The 16,305-nt window shown below is 47.4% G+C and carries 18 protein-coding genes and 3 tRNA genes; 5 read left to right on the top strand and 16 right to left on the bottom strand.

Going from position 1 to position 16,305, the window contains the following annotated elements; all coding sequences use genetic code 11:
• Positions 1-671 precede the first annotated feature (671 nt).
• Positions 672-902, top strand: coding sequence for a hypothetical protein (locus tag HA494_02905; protein ID NHV96725.1), 231 nt, complete (start codon positions 672-674; stop codon positions 900-902).
• Here HA494_02905 and HA494_02910 read toward each other — a convergent pair.
• From HA494_02910 to HA494_02920, 3 genes are all read right to left on the bottom strand, one after another.
• The gene (locus HA494_02910; protein NHV96726.1) at positions 883-1,365 is read right to left on the bottom strand and encodes a hypothetical protein; all 483 of its coding nucleotides are present in this window, start codon (positions 1,363-1,365) and stop codon (positions 883-885) included. The two genes, HA494_02905 and HA494_02910, sit on opposite strands and share 20 nt — an antisense overlap.
• Before the next feature lie 58 nt (positions 1,366-1,423).
• Positions 1,424-2,068, bottom strand: a complete 645-nt coding sequence (locus tag HA494_02915; GenBank protein NHV96727.1) for a hypothetical protein — start codon at positions 2,066-2,068, stop codon at positions 1,424-1,426.
• A gap of 196 nt (positions 2,069-2,264) precedes the next feature.
• Positions 2,265-2,338: transfer RNA gene (locus HA494_02920), tRNA-Ile, on the bottom strand.
• A gap of 196 nt (positions 2,339-2,534) precedes the next feature.
• Between HA494_02920 and HA494_02925 the strand changes: the two genes are divergently transcribed.
• A complete protein-coding gene (locus HA494_02925) occupies positions 2,535-3,722 on the top strand; it encodes an MFS transporter (GenBank protein NHV96728.1) in 1,188 nt (395 codons plus the stop codon).
• An 84-nt stretch (positions 3,723-3,806) separates the two neighbouring features.
• A complete protein-coding gene (locus HA494_02930) occupies positions 3,807-4,436 on the top strand; it encodes a hypothetical protein (GenBank protein ID NHV96729.1) in 630 nt (209 codons plus the stop codon).
• A 114-nt stretch (positions 4,437-4,550) separates the two neighbouring features.
• Here HA494_02930 and HA494_02935 read toward each other — a convergent pair.
• The 4 genes from HA494_02935 to HA494_02950 all read right to left on the bottom strand — a co-directional run bounded on the left by HA494_02935 (position 4,551) and on the right by HA494_02950 (position 6,840).
• Positions 4,551-4,691 (bottom strand) — tRNA-Gly (locus HA494_02935).
• A 46-nt stretch (positions 4,692-4,737) separates the two neighbouring features.
• Positions 4,738-5,019, bottom strand: coding sequence for a MoaD/ThiS family protein (locus tag HA494_02940; protein NHV96730.1), 282 nt, complete (start codon positions 5,017-5,019; stop codon positions 4,738-4,740).
• Between the two features lie 2 nt (positions 5,020-5,021).
• Entirely contained in the window at positions 5,022-6,248 is a 1,227-nt protein-coding gene (locus HA494_02945; GenBank protein NHV96731.1) for a threonine synthase, read from the bottom strand.
• A gap of 97 nt (positions 6,249-6,345) precedes the next feature.
• Complete coding sequence (locus HA494_02950; protein NHV96732.1) at positions 6,346-6,840, bottom strand: hypothetical protein; 495 nt, start codon at positions 6,838-6,840, stop codon at positions 6,346-6,348.
• A 178-nt stretch (positions 6,841-7,018) separates the two neighbouring features.
• Between HA494_02950 and HA494_02955 the strand changes: the two genes are divergently transcribed.
• Positions 7,019-8,137: an MFS transporter gene (locus HA494_02955; protein NHV96733.1), complete on the top strand. Its 1,119-nt coding sequence runs from the start codon at positions 7,019-7,021 to the stop codon at positions 8,135-8,137.
• Between the two features lie 47 nt (positions 8,138-8,184).
• Here HA494_02955 and hisI read toward each other — a convergent pair whose 3' ends face one another.
• The 9 genes from hisI to HA494_03000 form a co-directional block, all read right to left on the bottom strand.
• Positions 8,185-8,508 (bottom strand): phosphoribosyl-AMP cyclohydrolase, encoded by a 324-nt coding sequence (gene hisI, locus HA494_02960; protein ID NHV96734.1) that lies wholly within the window; start codon positions 8,506-8,508, stop codon positions 8,185-8,187.
• On the bottom strand, positions 8,505-9,269 hold the full coding sequence (gene hisF / locus HA494_02965) for an imidazole glycerol phosphate synthase subunit HisF (GenBank protein ID NHV96735.1): 765 nt from the start codon (positions 9,267-9,269) through the stop codon (positions 8,505-8,507). Before hisF ends, hisI begins: the two co-directional genes overlap by 4 nt.
• Positions 9,270-9,274: 5 nt before the next feature.
• Positions 9,275-10,000 carry a 1-(5-phosphoribosyl)-5-[(5-phosphoribosylamino)methylideneamino]imidazole-4-carboxamide isomerase gene (hisA, locus tag HA494_02970; protein ID NHV96736.1) on the bottom strand — a complete coding sequence of 242 codons (726 nt, stop codon included), beginning with the start codon at positions 9,998-10,000 and terminating at the stop codon, positions 9,275-9,277.
• Positions 9,997-10,611, bottom strand: coding sequence for an imidazole glycerol phosphate synthase subunit HisH (gene hisH, locus HA494_02975; protein ID NHV96737.1), 615 nt, complete (start codon positions 10,609-10,611; stop codon positions 9,997-9,999). Before hisH ends, hisA begins: the two co-directional genes overlap by 4 nt.
• Entirely contained in the window at positions 10,601-11,185 is a 585-nt protein-coding gene (gene hisB, locus HA494_02980; protein ID NHV96738.1) for an imidazoleglycerol-phosphate dehydratase HisB, read from the bottom strand. Before hisB ends, hisH begins: the two co-directional genes overlap by 11 nt.
• Positions 11,172-12,359 (bottom strand): HAD family hydrolase, encoded by a 1,188-nt coding sequence (locus tag HA494_02985; protein NHV96739.1) that lies wholly within the window; start codon positions 12,357-12,359, stop codon positions 11,172-11,174. Before HA494_02985 ends, hisB begins: the two co-directional genes overlap by 14 nt.
• Positions 12,352-13,659: a histidinol dehydrogenase gene (hisD, locus tag HA494_02990; GenBank protein NHV96740.1), complete on the bottom strand. Its 1,308-nt coding sequence runs from the start codon at positions 13,657-13,659 to the stop codon at positions 12,352-12,354. The genes HA494_02985 and hisD overlap by 8 nt, the downstream gene beginning before the upstream one ends.
• Positions 13,656-14,630 (bottom strand): ATP phosphoribosyltransferase, encoded by a 975-nt coding sequence (gene hisG, locus HA494_02995; GenBank protein ID NHV96741.1) that lies wholly within the window; start codon positions 14,628-14,630, stop codon positions 13,656-13,658. The genes hisD and hisG overlap by 4 nt, the downstream gene beginning before the upstream one ends.
• 152 nt (positions 14,631-14,782) lie before the next feature.
• On the bottom strand, positions 14,783-16,066 hold the full coding sequence (locus HA494_03000; GenBank protein NHV96742.1) for a hydroxymethylglutaryl-CoA reductase, degradative: 1,284 nt from the start codon (positions 16,064-16,066) through the stop codon (positions 14,783-14,785).
• A 145-nt stretch (positions 16,067-16,211) separates the two neighbouring features.
• On the opposite strand from HA494_03000, the gene HA494_03005 reads away from it, so the two are divergent.
• Positions 16,212-16,304: transfer RNA gene (locus tag HA494_03005), tRNA-Val, on the top strand.
• Position 16,305: the final 1 nt, after the last annotated feature.

The raw sequence follows: 16,305 nt of genomic DNA on the forward strand, positions 1-16,305 counted from the left end.
CCAATTAAAGTAACAGCAAGCGCGTGATTGGCGATTTCTTTGTGAGTGTAGCGTTGAAGGAAATATTCAATTCTCAACCGTAGCCGCATCAAGGGCTTCCCATTCGCATAACCCTACGCCCCACTCCGCCAAAATTTTGGCTAAGCTACTTCCACACATGTGTTCGATATTTTAGCCGACCATCGTGTTTGCAACTTGTTGCGCCGCTTTTGTAGCAATATGCTGTATTTGCAGTGTTTACTTGCTTAAGTTTTTGCGCTGAATATGGGTGGTGGTTCTCATTCGCCTAAGCATGCGTGTTCTTCCCAGCCTACCCCAGAAGCGGAGGCTCAAAGACCTATACTCGGCTAATATGTAAAAAGTAAATATCATTTAATAGCGTTTAAGTTCAAATAGGGGCTCAAACCTACAAATAACTGCAAATCAGATACATGTAAAAAGCATCTAGGTGCATATACGGATGGGTAGACTCACAAAAGAAATGGTTAAGAAGATAAGGGAGAGGTATGAAGAACTTGGAAGCTACGCCAAGGTAGCGAAGGAGCTGAGTTTAGATCCGCGGACTGTGAAGAAGCACGTGTTAGAGGGGGGGTGAGGAGACAGAGGTTGATCCGGCTCCTAAAGCATATAAGCTCTTCAGCGAAGGCAAAAGCCCTGTTCAGACGGCGATTATGCTTGGGCTGAACGCTGACGAAGTTGAGGAGATGTATGAGGGCTACTGGCGGCTAAAAGGGTTATACGAGCTATACGATCTGTATTCGAAGCTCCGAGGCCAAGTTTGGGCCTACCTAACTCTCTATAACAGAATGAAGGATGAAGGAATGAATCCTGAGGAGTTTGTTTCAGCGCTTAAAGACATCCAAGAGCTGAAGAAGGTTAGAATTAGGTACAACAACCGATAATCTTCTTAGGATCGCTATTTTCTTTGGGCTTAAATGCTTCTATCTTCATAGGCTCTATACCTAGTTGCTCACATATAATCTTGGTGTACGCTGATTCTTCATCTAACCCTGATTCCTTCATCTTAGCAACCCTAACCTCCATATCCTTAATCCCCAGCTTCTGGATCAGGTATTGCCTCACATTGGGCTTAGATAGATCTAGCACGCCACTCTCAACCATAGTCTTTAAGGTGGTTAATGCTGGATCTTCTTCCTTAGTAGGTCGAATTGTTGAAAGGTATTCCTCACATCCTTTGAACGAATCCCTCATATCCTCTATCACATCCTCCGGCAGCCTTCCTTTATTTGTAGTGTACCTCGCTTCCATATCGCCCTTATGACCCATGAAGAAGACCGTATAACTGTGGCAGATCCTTCCCTTACTTTCGGCGAGCATGAGCATCGTATCGAAGTATGCCCTCAATACATAAGGCCGCCACGAGTAATATACCCTTATCACCTTGCGGATATCGTCGAGTATGTTAGCTGTCTTTATAAACCGTAAGCCTCTTTTGTCGTAACCTTTTTTTGTCATAGCCTGGCTTCACGGCTATTACTGGAGTTTCTGAGTTAAAAACCTCCCCTTTAGCAAGACGTTCGTCAAGGTAGCTCTTGAGGTAACTACAACCTTCGCTCGTCAGAAATGTAAAGTACTTATGCCCAGCTTTACTCAAAGTTGAGCGGACGACCACCGTAGTTGGAATCTTCTTAAAGTTGATACGGTTGCTCTCTATAAAAAGCTCAGGGAGATCTCCGATTCTCAACCCGTCATCTCCGCGATAGTTCCCAAGGGATTGAGGTCTCAAGCCGGCAAAAGCGATAAGAGCTATCGCCGCTTTTACCCTCGAGTCACCTTGGCTGAGGACCCTTCTCAACTCTTCCTTGTCAGGGATCTTCTCGTTCTCAATAGTGGGTGTATAGCTTAGGTTACTGATCTTGATTCTTCTTTTAGGTTGAATGCCGTTGTAATCAAGCCAACTTTTAACAGCCTTTAAAACACCAGCAATATAAGACGGCGACTTCCTCCTCTCCTCTAATAAAGCTACGTAGTCGCTTAGAAGATCCTCAATAGCATTCAGCTCTTTAGTCACAATAGCATTAGGATCAACGTTGTTCTGACGGATCAACGTTGTTCTGACCACAGAATAAGGCTAAACGCCTTAGATATACATCAGCGGTGATCGGACTACCCCTCGACACGTTTTCGTGCCAACGCCTAATATTAGGATCCGAGAGTAACATTCTTTTCCTAGCAACGCCGTACATATGCCTATCGCTCACCTTTGGAACGCTCTTGTATATAAGCTCAACCCCTAGAGTAGGTGGGCCCGAAGGGCTTCGATCCCTTGACCGACCGGTTATGAGCCGGTCACTCTACCTGGCTGAGTTACGGGCCCACGGAGTACCCCTCATCATTATTTATCGCTCCGCAGTTGTAAGGAGGGGTTCTTGCCACATAAAGTAAGCTTTAAGGGCTAGTTTTAAATTTAACGGTCTACGATGAAAGTCACGCATTATCCATGTTGTTTGGTTTCACGTGAGCCAGCAGATTTAAGAGTGTGGTCATAGAGTGCAGCCAGAAGAGGTGACTTTATGGGAGAAGGCAAGGTAAGAATCGTTCTAGTCCTCCTTTTTGGGTATATCACTTTCTCTATGTTTAGGTTGAGCTTAGGGGTAGCCATACCCGATATTATGGTTGAGTTATCTATAAATGAGCTGGAGGCTGGTGTTCTCTATTCAATCCCTCTATGGTCTTCCGCTGTACTTCTCACTCCCGCTGGGTACTTTGGCGATAGGTTCGATAAGAAAAATGTTCTTCTCTTAGGCTATCTTCTACTCGGCTTGGGTGTTGTGGGTTTTGCATTTTCTTCAAGCTACTTTGATACTTTTACCTTTTTGTTGTTAGCTGGTGCTGGAGGAGGCATTCTCATTCCTAGCTATTACACGTTGATGGGTGAGGCGTTGAAAAATGTTAGAGGCTTTGCCATTGGATTGGCAGCTAGCGTGTATTATATCGGGGGATTGATTGGCTCCATACTCGTTGGGTTCTTCGTTTCTTTACATGCATGGAGAGCAGCTTACCTTGTTATCGGTGTCTTAACTCTCTGTATGCTTATCTCTCAGATCATCTTTCTTAGACGCACAGCACCAGTCAATACAACAAAACCGCGGCTGCTTTTTTTCAATTTATTAAAAACAAGAAATATTGCAGTTTCCGCTGTGGGAATATTCCTAGGAAATGTAGCGATGTTCGCCGTTGCGGCTTGGCTTCCTACTTTCTTTATAACGGTCATCCGATTAGATGCTGCTGCTGCGGGGCTACTGCTTGGTATTTTCTTTCTAGCTCGTGGTCTTGGTTCAATAATTCTGGGCGCTCTCTCCGATAGATTTGGAAGAAGAACGTTAATAATTCTCTCCGCGTTTGCCGCAGCTCTTGTAACTCTTCCACTGCTTTTAACGAGCTACACTCTTTATGTTGCAGCAGCGTATATGTTTAGTTTCGGTTTCCTTGCTTCTCCCTTCTGGAGCTTTTTCGTTACTATTCCGCAGGAGTCTGTGGACAGAGAGCTTGTTTCATCTGTTACTGGTCTAACCCAGACCTTTGGTGTTTTAGGTTCTGCTGTGGGACCTATGATAGCGGGAGCATTCATCACCCGATACGGTATAACTCTAGCCCTCACTTTCACCATAACTTTTACTATATTTGTTCTTACCCTCCTTTCGCTTTTATTGAAAGAGAAGCGACCTAAATATTCAGGGAATGGTTTTAGTGCTTATTAGAGTGGTCTGTGTTTTCTTCTTGCACCTATACACTCATATTCACAGATATGTTTTAATCTCGAATTTTTCTCTAAAAGCATCGGGTTGAAAATAGAAGAGTTTGTGCATAGGTATGGTGAACCCTATTCAGTTAGGCTCGGGATAGACCTCCTCTCAAGGAGGGATGAGGAGATCGTCAAATGGTTTCTAGCATCAATACTTTATAGCAAGCCTATACGCGAATCGTCGGCAACAAAAACTTATTTCGTGTTCAAATCTCGAAATATATTGACAGTGGACAAAATATTGAACATAGGTTGGGATGGTCTGGTAGATGTGTTGGATGAAGGTGGTTATACCAGATATGACTTCAGCACTGCAACAAAGCTACTGAGCGTATTCGGCGAATTAAAGAAGAGGTACGGGGGTAGTTTGTGGAAGTTATACAGATCTTCTAAAGATGGTAGAGATCTTGAACGCAGGCTCAAGGCTCTTGGGAAAGGTGTGGGAGACACGACTGTTTCGATCTTTCTGAGAGATATGAGGCTGATATGGGAGAAGGCCGACCCTAAACCAACACCCCTCGTAGAACTCGCTATGAAGTACTTAAACATAAAGGATCTTAAAGCCTTTGCTAAAGAAAAAGGGTTAAGTCTAGTTAGCCTCGAGACAGCCCTTCTAAGGCTTGCAAAAGACTTCATTAAAAAAGGAAGGATGGTTGAAGTAGAAATATGAGCAAAGTACACAGTTTCGTAGGTATATAAGAAGACATGTTGCTAAGTGGGAGAGTAGATAGAGTGCCTCTAACTACGAGTCTTTAGAGCATTTGCGCACTACCGTTTAAACTATTGGTGCGGTGGCCGGGATTTGAACTCCCGGACCCTTTCTTTGGAAGGGTCTCCCGGGTTTACAGCGCTCCACCTTGAGTTGTTGGCAGGCTGTTGTCCTAGACCAAGTTCTCCGGCTTCCAGGCCTCTAGACGACCACCGCACTGTAGGTGGGTTTGTTTTGGGTTGTGTTTAACTTTATCGCTTCTTCATCCTCCTGCCACAGCTGGGAGGATTGAGATTTTATCGCCTTCTTTTAGGGGTGTTTCTAGCCCTCCTGTGAATCTTACGTTTCTGCCATTTACGTAGATGTTTATGATTGGGTTGAGTCTGCCTTCTTGGTCGAGCAGCTTTTGTGTCAGCGCTGCGCCGTATCTTTCGCCCAAGGCTTTGATCAGTTCACGTAGGTTCGGTGCCCGGACCTTAAGATCTCTGCTTACACCTAACGCTGATGCTAGCGGCGCAGGTAGGGTAACGGTTACTTCAGCCACTTCTATCGCCTCGCTATGATCTCGGCTACTTGTTCAAGCTCTGGTTCAGCGGTCAAGGGTTGAGGTAGGTACGGTGTTAGTGAATCTGTTGCTTTAAGCCCGCTGCCTGTGATCAAACAGACAATCGTCTCATCTGGATCAACCTTACCGTCTTCGACAAGCTTCTTTAAAGCGCCTATTACCACACCACCAGCTGGTTCTGAGAATACTCCCTCTGTTTTAGCGAGCAATTTTATACCTTCGACGATCTCCGAGTCACTTATGTCCTCAGCGTATCCCCCGCTCTCCCTTAGTTTCCTAAGCACATACACACCATCACCAGGCTCGCCTATGGCGAGGCTCTTCGCTAATGTTTGAGGGTGTTCAACCGGCTCTATAGCATCGGAGCCTTTGCGGAATGCTTCAACTATGGGTGCGCAACCCCTCCCTTGCGCAGCTGTGAACTTCACTTTTGATGATCTTATTAACCCTATCTGCTCGAGTTCATCCAACCCCTTGGATATTGCGTGTAGCATAGCGCCGCTGCCTACTGGTGTTACTATGTGGTCGGGTGTCTGCCAGCCGAGCTGCTCCGCTATCTCGAATCCAAGTGTCTTGGAGCCCTCCACGTAGTAGGTGCGCAGGTTTATGTTCACAACACCTATATCATAGGCTTCTGCTGCTTGGGCTGCGATTCTGTTGGCTGTATCGTAGCTGCCATTCACCTCTATAACTGTTGGCGAGTAGATGAGTGCGTGTCCGATCTTTTCAGGCTCAACCCCCTTCGGTATGAATATGTAGCACCTTAAACCAGCCTTAGCAGCATACGCAGCAGTTGCGGCGGCTAAGTTGCCAGTAGATGCGCATCCAACAGCCTTCAACCCGAATTCAAGCGCCTTTGAGACACCTACGCCAGCCGGTCTGTCCTTAAATGAGAAGGTAGGGTTTATGGTATCATTCTTTATGTATAGGTTCCTTAATCCAAGCGCTTTACCTAGGCGTGTTGCTTTGATCAGAGGTGTGAAGCCTGCTTCGATGTCAACTATCTTACTTTCATCCTCTATGGGTAGGAGGTCAAAGTATCTCCAAAAGTTTTTGGGGGCGTTTTGGAAGAAGCTCCTTGTCCACCTCACTTCATCATATTTGTATTTTACATCTAGTGGCCCGAAGCATTTTGGGCAGAAGTAGAGTCTTTCTGCTGGGTAGTGTGTGTGACACTCTCTGCATTCGAGATGAGATATCTTGCCCATTCCAAGCAGCCCTTCTTCTTAGGCTAATATAAGCATCATTATGTTTAGATTTAATTATACTATATGCATTTATTCTTCATTCGGAAATCGAGCCTTATTACCTTGATTCCCTTGGATTGTTCCAGAACCACTGCATATTTGGAGGTTCTATATTTATTTGCCAGAGTAGGGCTATCAGTTCACCGATGTGGTATAATTGTTCCGTAAATGATTGTAGCAAGCATTCTTCTACTGTGAGAGTAAATTCTCCGTCTCTCACCTTTAGTCTCACCTTTCTATTGAGTTCCTCGCTGTTTAATGTCTTGAAGTATTCGCTGGTCTTCCTCTCTACTTCTCTCATATGTTCAAGCACTTGTTCCATAGAGGTGTAATCCTCCCAGCTCTTTCGAACATACTGGTCTTGCTTTCCCTTGATGACCCAGTTTATCATCCAGTCTTCATTATCAATCATGTGTAGAAGTATGTTCTTCATGCTGTAGAAGCTTGCTTCCCTGTTTTTGCAGACCTCTTCCCACGGTAACTCGGATAGCTTGGAGGCAAATTTTGATCTCACTGTATGAGCGTATTGATAAAGCTCTGTAATATTCAGCATAAGATCGTTTGGGAATTGTTTGTATTTATCTTTTGTTTTTAGGGGTAGGTAGGCTCGCCACTTTTCATAGCGCGTGGCTAAATAACATATTTATAGAGGGGGTAGACTTCGATTTAACATTGTATTAACGTAGGGATTAGCTTTGGAGGGCAGTACCCGAAACTCATACCGACTTTTTTTGACCATAGCCTTACTTTCAGCGAGCGCAGGTATGTACAACTACTTTAAGCTCTCGCCTCTTATACCTAGCATTATTGAAGACTTCAAATTCTCTTATGGGTTGGTAGGGCTTCTTGCCGGCTCATTTGGGTTACTTCAGCTGATCCTTTCTATCCCTATGGGTATGCTAGTACGTAGACAAAGCCTGAGGAAAGCGACGGTATACGCCTTGATCCTTATGATTTTAGGTGCTTTAATGGCTGGGGCTGCGTCAGACCTCTACCTGCTATTCGTCGGGAGATTGATAGAGGGTGCTGGTTTGGCTCTAGCTCTAGTCACAGCTCCTTTCCTTGTAGCTGAGGTTTCTGTGAAAGATAGGATTTGGTTCGGTTTAGGTGTTCTGATGATCTTTATGCCTATCGGCAACATACTAGGCCTTAATGTGAGTTCTTGGTTTCTTAAGCTATTTGGATGGAGGGGGGCTTGGCTCACAGGCGTTATACTGCCCATACTAGCTCTTCCACTTATCTTTAAGACGAGACCTATTGAGAGAAGAATGGTTGCTGAACAAAACACAGCCGCAAAACCGAGAGGTCTTGAGGGTTGGCTCGTCGGCCTTCTGCAGATGAGTTACTCGATAACTGGTATGGGGTTTGTTATGTGGGTCCCAACCTATATGATCGAAGCCTACAGCTTTGATGTTAGTATTGCTTCCTTCATCGCCAGCCTCTTTATGGTGATCGGGATACCGACCCCTATCATCGGAGCTTGGTTCTCTGATAAAGTTGGGTCAAGGAAGGTTATTCTGGCACCATCCTTTGGTGTGCTTGCGCTTCTTTACCCCCTAACAACCTTCATCCCAAGCTACCTACTGCCCCTCCATATTCTCGCCGCGGGTTTCTTCTCAGGAATAGTCCCCGCTGTGATACACATCTGTGTTGTGGATCTACTTGGTCCTTCTTCAAATATCGGCTTTGGTATACTTAATGCGAGTAGGGGGTTTTCTCTGCTCTTCGGTCCGCTGATCCTAGGCGCGATTTTGAATACCACCTCGTCTTGGATGCTTTCGTTTGCCTCATTGTCTTTCTTCGCCGTCTTAGCCCTCATCTGCTCCTTATTGTTGCCAAGAATAAAGTGAGCGTTTGCCTCCTCCCCTCAATTAGTAGAGTTACAGGTGTAAGGAGGCTATTTTGTGAGATCTCTGTAGAAGCAGCTTCTATTGCCTGTGTGGCAAGCTACTCCGATCTGCTCAACTATGTAGATCAGAGAGTCGGCATCGCAATCAACCAGTATCTTTAGGACTTTCTGCCTGTTTCCGGATTCTTCTCCTTTCATCCAAAGCTTTTTTCTCGATCTGCTGTAGTAGTGCGCGTATCCTGTCTGTAGGGTCTTCTCTACCGCCTCTTTATTTGCATAGGCTAGCATAAGTATTTCTCCACTCCTAGCGTCTTGCGCTACGACTGGCACAAGACCTCCGCATTTTTCGAAGTCTACTTCATCTATCTTCATATTCTCACTACGACCCCTTTTGATCTAAGAAATTTCTTGACTTCCGGTATGGGGTAGGTGTTGTAGTGGAAGATGGATGCTGCTAGTGCTGCATCTGCGCCCGTTTTTTGGAAGACTTCAAGTATGTGTTCCGGCTTACCACATCCTCCACTCGCTATGACTGGTATGTTCACAGCATCGCAGACCGTTTTGGTTAGGTTTATTTCGTAGCCGTCTTCTGTGCCGTCTCTATCTATGGATGTTAGGAGTATTTCGCCGGCACCAAGCGCTTCCACCTTCTTCGCCCACTCCACAGCATCCAAGCCCGTGGGTCTCCTAGCACCGTAGGTGTAGACTTCGTAGCCTGAGGGCGTCTGGTTCGTCTGCTTTGCATCTATCGAGACCACCATACACTGGCTTCCGAAGCGTTTTGAGACCTCGGTCACTAGCGTAGGGTCTTCTACGGCTGCTGTGTTGATCGTAACCTTGTCCGCTCCACTACACAGAACTTCTCTAGCGTCCTCTACGCTTCTTATGCCGCCACCCACTGTGAAAGGTATGTCTAGGTTTGACGCAACATCTCTGACCAGCTTCTTTAAGATTTCACGTTTCTCTACCGAGGCTGTTATGTCGAGGAAGACGAGTTCGTCAGCACCGTCATCCCGGTACTTGCAGGCTAATTCGACAGGGTCGCCTGCATCCCTCAACCCCTTGAACTTCACGCCTTTAACCACCAGCCCTCGGTCCACATCTAAGCAGGGTATGATTCTTTTGGAGAGCATGTCTTTTAACCACCCTTTACTGCTCTTATGGCGTCTTTTAGGTTAAGTGTTCCCTCGTATAGGCATCTGCCTAGTATGCACGCGTATGCCCCAGCCTCTTTCAGGGCTAGTATGTGTTCTATGCTTTCGATGCCTCCGGCTGCCAAGATCTTGAGGCTTCTATTCTTTGAAGCTTCTCTTATGGTTGTGTAGTCTGGTCCAGATAGGGTGCCGTCTCTCTCTTTTGATGTTAGTAGTATGTATTTGACACCAAGATCGACCATTTCGTCTAGAGCTGCTTGGAGTTTTACTCCGCTCTTCTTTGTCCAGCCTTCTATGAGGGCTTCATCGTGTAGGTAGTCTAACGCTACAGCTACCCGCTCAGCACCATAGGTAGATAGCAGCTCACGGATGAACGATTTATCGAGGATTGCTTTTGTTCCTATAATTATGCGGTGCACACCGCTTTTGAAAAGATTCTCGGCTTTGGCGACGCTTCTTATTCCTCCCCCGACTTGAATCTTTGCCTTAACGCTCTTTGCTATCTCCTCTATCTGCTGTGTGTTATCGCCTAGACCTAGTGCTGCGTCTAAATCGATTATGTGGATGGTCTCTGCTCCCTCATCAACCCATTTCTGCGCAGTTTCAACTGGGTTGGTGTTGTAGATCTTTGCGCTGCTGGCTTCGCCTCTATAAAGTCTTACGACGCACCCCTTCATCAGATCGACCGCTGGTATGATCTCGAAGGTCATCTCTTAATCATCTTGAGGAAGTTTTTTAGTAGGGTCTTGCCTGTTTCAGCCGACTTCTCCGGGTGGAACTGTGTGCCGATTAAAGCGTCTCTGCCCACGATAGATGGGAAGGTTAGCCCGTAGTGTGTTTCGGCCAACACACACTCTTTATCTGTAAGTGAGGGGTAGTAGGAGTGGACGAAGTAGACCCAAGAGCCGTCTTGAACACCCTCTACGAACTCATGCTGTTTAACTATCGTTAGGGTGTTCCAACCTATATGTGGGATCTTAACCCCCTTCGGCAGCCTACGCGCTGAGCCTGGGATGAGGCTTAACCCCTTACCATCACCCTCTTCACTCCCCTCTAAAAGAATCTGAAGCCCTAAGCATATACCGAGCAGAGGTCTTCCAGCTTCTATGTAGTCGCAGATGGTCTCTCTTTCGCTGCTAAGCTTCTCTGCTACAGGTGTGAAGTTACCTACACCAGGCAGTATTAAAGCGTCTGCCTCTAAGCCGTCTTTAACGGTATTTATCAGCTTGACTTCTGCACCCAGTCTCTTTAGAGCGCAGGTTATGCTATATAGATTGCCTACACCATAATCCAGTATCGCTACAATCAAGCTAAAGGACACCTTTCGTGCTAGGTACGGTTTTGCGTCTGGGGTCTTCTTCTACGGCTTCTCTGAGCGCTAAAGCAAGCGCCTTAAAGGCAGCCTCTACCTTGTGGTGGTCGTTTTCGCCGTAGTGTATGTGTAGGTGGATGTTGGCTTGGAGGGAGTCTGAGAATGATCTTACGAAGTGGTAGATATCCTCAACCACCATATCTTCAACACATAACCCGGTTGTTTTAAGGTCTACTACACAGAACCTCCTTCCACCTAGATCTACGGCTGCTGAAGCTAAAGCATCATCCATAGGTGCTGAGGCTGAGCCGAACCTCTTGATCTTGGGCTCCTCCCCAAGTGCTCTTCTTATGGCGCTGCCTAGGCATATTGCGACATCTTCCACTGTGTGGTGTGTGAGATCTCCTTCTGCCTCTATTTCTATGTCTATCAAGCTGTGGTGGGCTAGTGTGTTGAGCATGTGTGTCAGATACCTTATGGCGCTCACTACCTTTGCTTCACCTTTGCCGTCTAGGTTTACTGATGCTTTGATGGTGGTTTCTTTGGTCTCTCTTGCTACAGTCGCCCTTCTAGCCACCTCCAACACCTCTCACATATTCGAGTACCTTCGGCAGATCGTTTACCGTAGGTATGATTATAGCTGCTTCAGCGCTCTTAAAGAGTTTTATCACCTTACTTGGGGTGTTTTGTAGAGCGTAGCAGCCTGCGAACAAAAATATACTCTTCACGCAATTTGCGTTCTTCGTCATTATGTAGTCTTCGGAAGAGTTACCTACGTAGAGCACAGACTTAACTTCGCCTAATCCAGAAGCAGCCTCTAGCAGAGAGTAGGGCTGAGGCTTAACATATGGTTTGATTTGTGATTCGCCACCCATCTTATACTTAAGATCCTCTAAGAAGACCATGCCCCTACTGTTAAAGTAGTTGAGGAGATCGCCCAGCGTCTTCTTTGTGGCTAAAGAGCTTCTGCCCGTGGCTAGACCTAGCCTACCTTCTCCAAGCATCTCTTCTAGAGCCTTGAGGGTCTCCTCTGCTACTATCAGCTTCTCCTTCTCGATAAGCCCGTTTTTGACCCTTAGCCCGCTCTCAAAGCCATAAAGTTCTTTGAAGAATTTCGAGCCGTAGAAGTATGAGTCGAAGACTATTGAGATGATGTTACGTGGGGCTTCGGAGTCGTATGCTAAGAATCTTATGAAGTCCTTAAGGTGCTCGGCGCACCCCTCTTGTTCGGCGGACTCTAAGATCTGTCTTTCAGCTATTTCTCTGTCATCTGGTCTGCTCTTTGTGAGTTTTATGAGCGCTTCTCTCAGCCTCTTACCATTCTCCCTGAAGTAGTCTTTCGGCAGCCCACCACTCAGCTTCGAGGAGACTGCTGTTAGGCTTTGTATGGCTTCCTCTGCGTCTATCTGCTTTGTTGCCTCGCTAAATGCTTCTTGGAAGCGCTTCGGTAAGCTCTTGAAGAGCGCGAGCGCTATGACATAGGTTGTGTCCCAGTCGAAGTTGAAGCCTCCCGATAGCCTCAGATTGTAGATTGCTTCTTTAGGTATGATGCTCAGCGGAAGATGTGTTTGTGTTAGATTTGTGAAGATATGCTGCACAGTTCTCCTGATGGCTTCGTCGTAGGATCTTCTTGCATCTATCAGCACGCCGTCGCAGTCGAATATGATAGCATCTAGCGACTTGATCTGCTCGAAGCTATCTGATCTGATGTATGCTCTGCCCCCATCTAGGCTGAGTTCTCGGTATTCGTTAGGCAAGCTTCTTCAGCCTCTCTTTGATCGAGCGTGCGTGCCCATGGAACCCTTCTCCCTCGGCTATGGTGACGAGGTCTTCAGCTACAGCCTTAAGCCCCTCTAGGGTACTTTCAACAACATTAACCCTCTTTAGGAAGTCGATGACGGAGAGTCCCGAAGCCGACTTTGCGTAGCCGCCAGTAGGTAGAATGTGGTTTGGACCTAAGCCGTAATCCGTTGCTGCTGCTGTTAAGTGCGGTCCTAGGAGTATCAGCCCAGCAGATGTTATCCTCTCAGCCAAACTTTTTGACTCGGCTGCGAATATCTCAAGATGCTCTGGCGCGAAATCGTTCACGAAATCTATGCAATCAGCGATATCCTCAGCTACCGCAGCGAAGCCATTCGCCCTTAACGCCTTTTCGACAACTTCTCGCCTCTCAGCCTCGCTAACAATATTCAACAACTCTTCTTCGACCGCTTTGATGAGCGAGGAGGATGTTGTGAGAAGACCGCATATCGATGAAGCGCCGTGCTCCGCTTGCGCCACAAGATCTAAAGCGATGAGCCTAGCGTCAGCCTCGCCATCAGCCAGAACCAAGATTTCACTTGGACCGGCTGGTAGATCTATAGCAACATCCTTTGAAACCTCCATTTTGGCGTAGGTGACATAGATATTACCCGCACCAACTATCTTCAAGACAGGTCGTATGGTTTGAGTGCCGTACGCAAGGGCAGCGATAGCCTGCGCGCCCCCAACCTTATACACTTCACCAACCCTACAGATGTCACAAGCGACCAGCATCAAAGGGTTAAGACCACGCTCAGAGGGAGGTGAACATATAACGACCCTCTTCACACCAGCCACAGAAGCCGGAACCGCAGCCATAAGCACGCTGCTTGGGTACGCTGCTTGACCACCTGGCACATAGCATCCAACACTCTCAATCGGCTTAAGAGCTGTTTTGACCCAGATACCCTCTATAGGGTTATAGACCGACTTTAAACCTTCGAGCTGAATCGCGCTAAACTCCTTAATCCGCTCTTTGGCTCTCTCAAGCGCCGAAACCTGCTTCCCGCTGACCCTATCGTAAGCCTTCGTGAACTCTTCGACCTCAACTCTGAGACCGATCTGGCGTAAGTCGACCTTATCGTATTTCCACGTGGCTTCTATAAGGGCTTGGTCACCCCTTTTTTTAACATCTTCAATTATACTTTTTACCGTCTGCAGAACCTCTTCATTTATCGATGCTTCCTTCCTCCTAAGGTGGGCTGCGAGCTTCGCTCCCTCACCTCTATCTATCTTATAGTGTGTTAGCAGCTCTATTCACCTTCATCCTTCGCTATGTCTTCAAGAGGCAGTATCTGCCTCGGGTAATGTACCACAAGACCCTGAGCCAGCCTCCTTAACTTCGGTAGGATCTTAAGGAACTGATTCTTCTCGATGACCGTGTTCACTGAGAACCAACCCTTCTCTGAAAGTGGGCTTATGGTCGGCCTTTTGAGCGCTGGTAGCTCGCTGACAAGCTTCTCCAGATTCTCCTCTCTAACATTCACGAATATGTGTAGCCTCTCCCTAGCATCGACCACGCCTTTGAGGAGGGTGAGTATGTCGTAGATCTTCTCCCTCTTCTCCCTATCAAGTAAAGCTTTTTTATTTGCTATTAAGGCTGCTGAGGACTTCATCACTATGTCGAGGATTTTGAGGTTGTTCTGCTCCAGCGACCTCCCGGTCTGAGTCACATCGATTATAGCGTCAGCATCTTCAGGCGGCTTGGCTTCGGTTGCGCCGAATGAGAGATAGATCGTAGCCCACTTATTCTCACCCCTCCTCCACCAAGGGGTGACGACTAGAGGTCTAGCGTCTCCAAACCTCTCTTTGTATGCTGGGTTTGAAGCAACATACTCCTCTGAGATATTCAAGTATTCGGTTGAAAGCCTAAGCACCTTACCCTCATCCCATAGGCTTCTGCAGAAGTCTGCAAAGGTTGTGTAGCTGATCTGCTTAGGCACAGCAACGACGAGCCTCACGTGCCCGTATTGGAGGTCTAGGAGCACTTCGACATCAGCACCAGTCTCTTTGATCCAGTCTAATCCGGTTATTCCAACATCTTGCAGCCCCTCTGCAACGAACAAGGGGATCTCTTGGGGTCTGAGCATCTTAGCCTCTATCTCTGGGTCGCTTAAAATGGGGCGGTATGATCTCTCATCGATAGAGATGCCGAACCAAGCCTGCTCAAGCAGCTCGAGCGTGGCCTTTTCAAGAGAGCCTTTTGGTATAGCGAATCTAACCTTCAACTCCAACCACCAGCGGCATAATAGACGGGGTCCGAGTCTTCAGAATCTACGCTAGCAGAGCTGGTGATGAAGGTAACCGACCTCTACTAACCTCATCCCCGTTCAACACTTAGGCCGCATCTGATCTTATATAAACCTTCTTAAACGATAGGTTACTGCTGTGTAGTGGAGCTACGCTTCAGCTCCTCGAGTATCTCCTTCGCTCTGTCGAATCTTATACGCTTCTCAGCCACCATCCTCTGAGCCACAAGATCTATCAAGGCGCCTTGAGCACCAGCTGCGACAGCAATGTTCCTAGCGTGGAGCTTCATATGCCCCCTCTGAATCCCCTCCTGTGATAGAGCCCTTAACGCGGCGAGGTTCTGTGCTAAGCCTACAGCAGCCATTATCTGAGCGAGCTCAACAGCGCTCTTCACACCCAGAATCTTCGTGCAGACCTTAGCCACAGGGTGAGTGGCAGTAGCACCACCAATCAACCCAACAGCCATAGGGATCTCGATCGTACCGACCAAGTCGCCCTCCTCGTTCTTCTCCCAAGTGGTCAAGGGGCTGTAGTGCCCACTCCTAGCAGCGTATGCGTGTGCGCCAGCCTCAAGAGCCCTCGTATCTTGTCCAGTAGCTAGAGCGACTGCGATGACCCCGTTCATTATCCCCTTGTTGTGTGTGGCGCATCTGTAGGGGTCTGCTGCGGCGAAAGCGTAGGCGCATACGATGTCGTCAACCACATTCTCGCCTCCCAGAGCGTTCTTATCGACTACAGTCTTGGCTCTAGCAAGCCTCTTAGACGCAAGGTTTGTTACTATTCGAAGATAGACCTTGCCCCTTGTCTTCTGCTCTATCAGCGGTGCTACAGCTTCGCACATAGTGTTGACAGCATTAGCACCCATAGCATCTCTGCAATCAACAAACAGCTCCGTGATAACCATAGGTCCGAGTAGCGTATGCAGAACCTTCACATCAAGATCCTTAGCACCACCACCTAGCCTAACCAGCACAGGGTCTTGGGCGTTGGCCAACTGTAAGATCTCTTCTTTGGACTCAAGTATCACCATCTTAGCCCAATATGGGTCAACGACCTTGGTCAACTGGATCTGCCCGATCATGATTGGTGGTGTTGCGCTTGTTGTGAAACCGCCCTTAACCCTAGCCATTTTGGCTGCGTTGCTTGCCGCTGCAACTACTGAAGGTTCCTCTATAGCCATAGGTATCAGATAATCCCTACCGTTGATTAGGAAGTTAACCGCGATACCGAGGGGGATCGTTATCCCGCCGATCACGTTTTCAATCATCCGATCCGCTAGATCTAAGCTCAACCCCTTCATCGAGCCTATCAGCGCCGCTTCCTCATCGGTTAAGTCGGCGAACTCCTTCACCACCTTCAACCTCTCCTCTGGGCTGAGTTTGTAGAAGCCAGGCAGCAAAGACGTCTTAGACATATCCACTACCATAGACCAACCCTTAACTCGAGCCGAAGATATATGTTTACTCAGCCGCTTTAGATCTAAAGGTATGCTTCGATCATCGCCGAACCGCTCAAGAACGATTATAAACCCATGTTTGACAACTCTATGCCCAGAAAGAGGGCCGGTCGTCTAGTCTGGTTAGGACAACAGCTCTCTGGGCTGTCACGCTCTGACACGGCGTAGGTCCCAGGTTCAAATCCTGGCCGGCCCAC

It is taken from the genome of Nitrososphaerota archaeon, from assembly GCA_011605775.1.
Lineage (GTDB): Archaea > Thermoproteota > Nitrososphaeria > Nitrososphaerales > JAAOZN01 > JAAOZN01.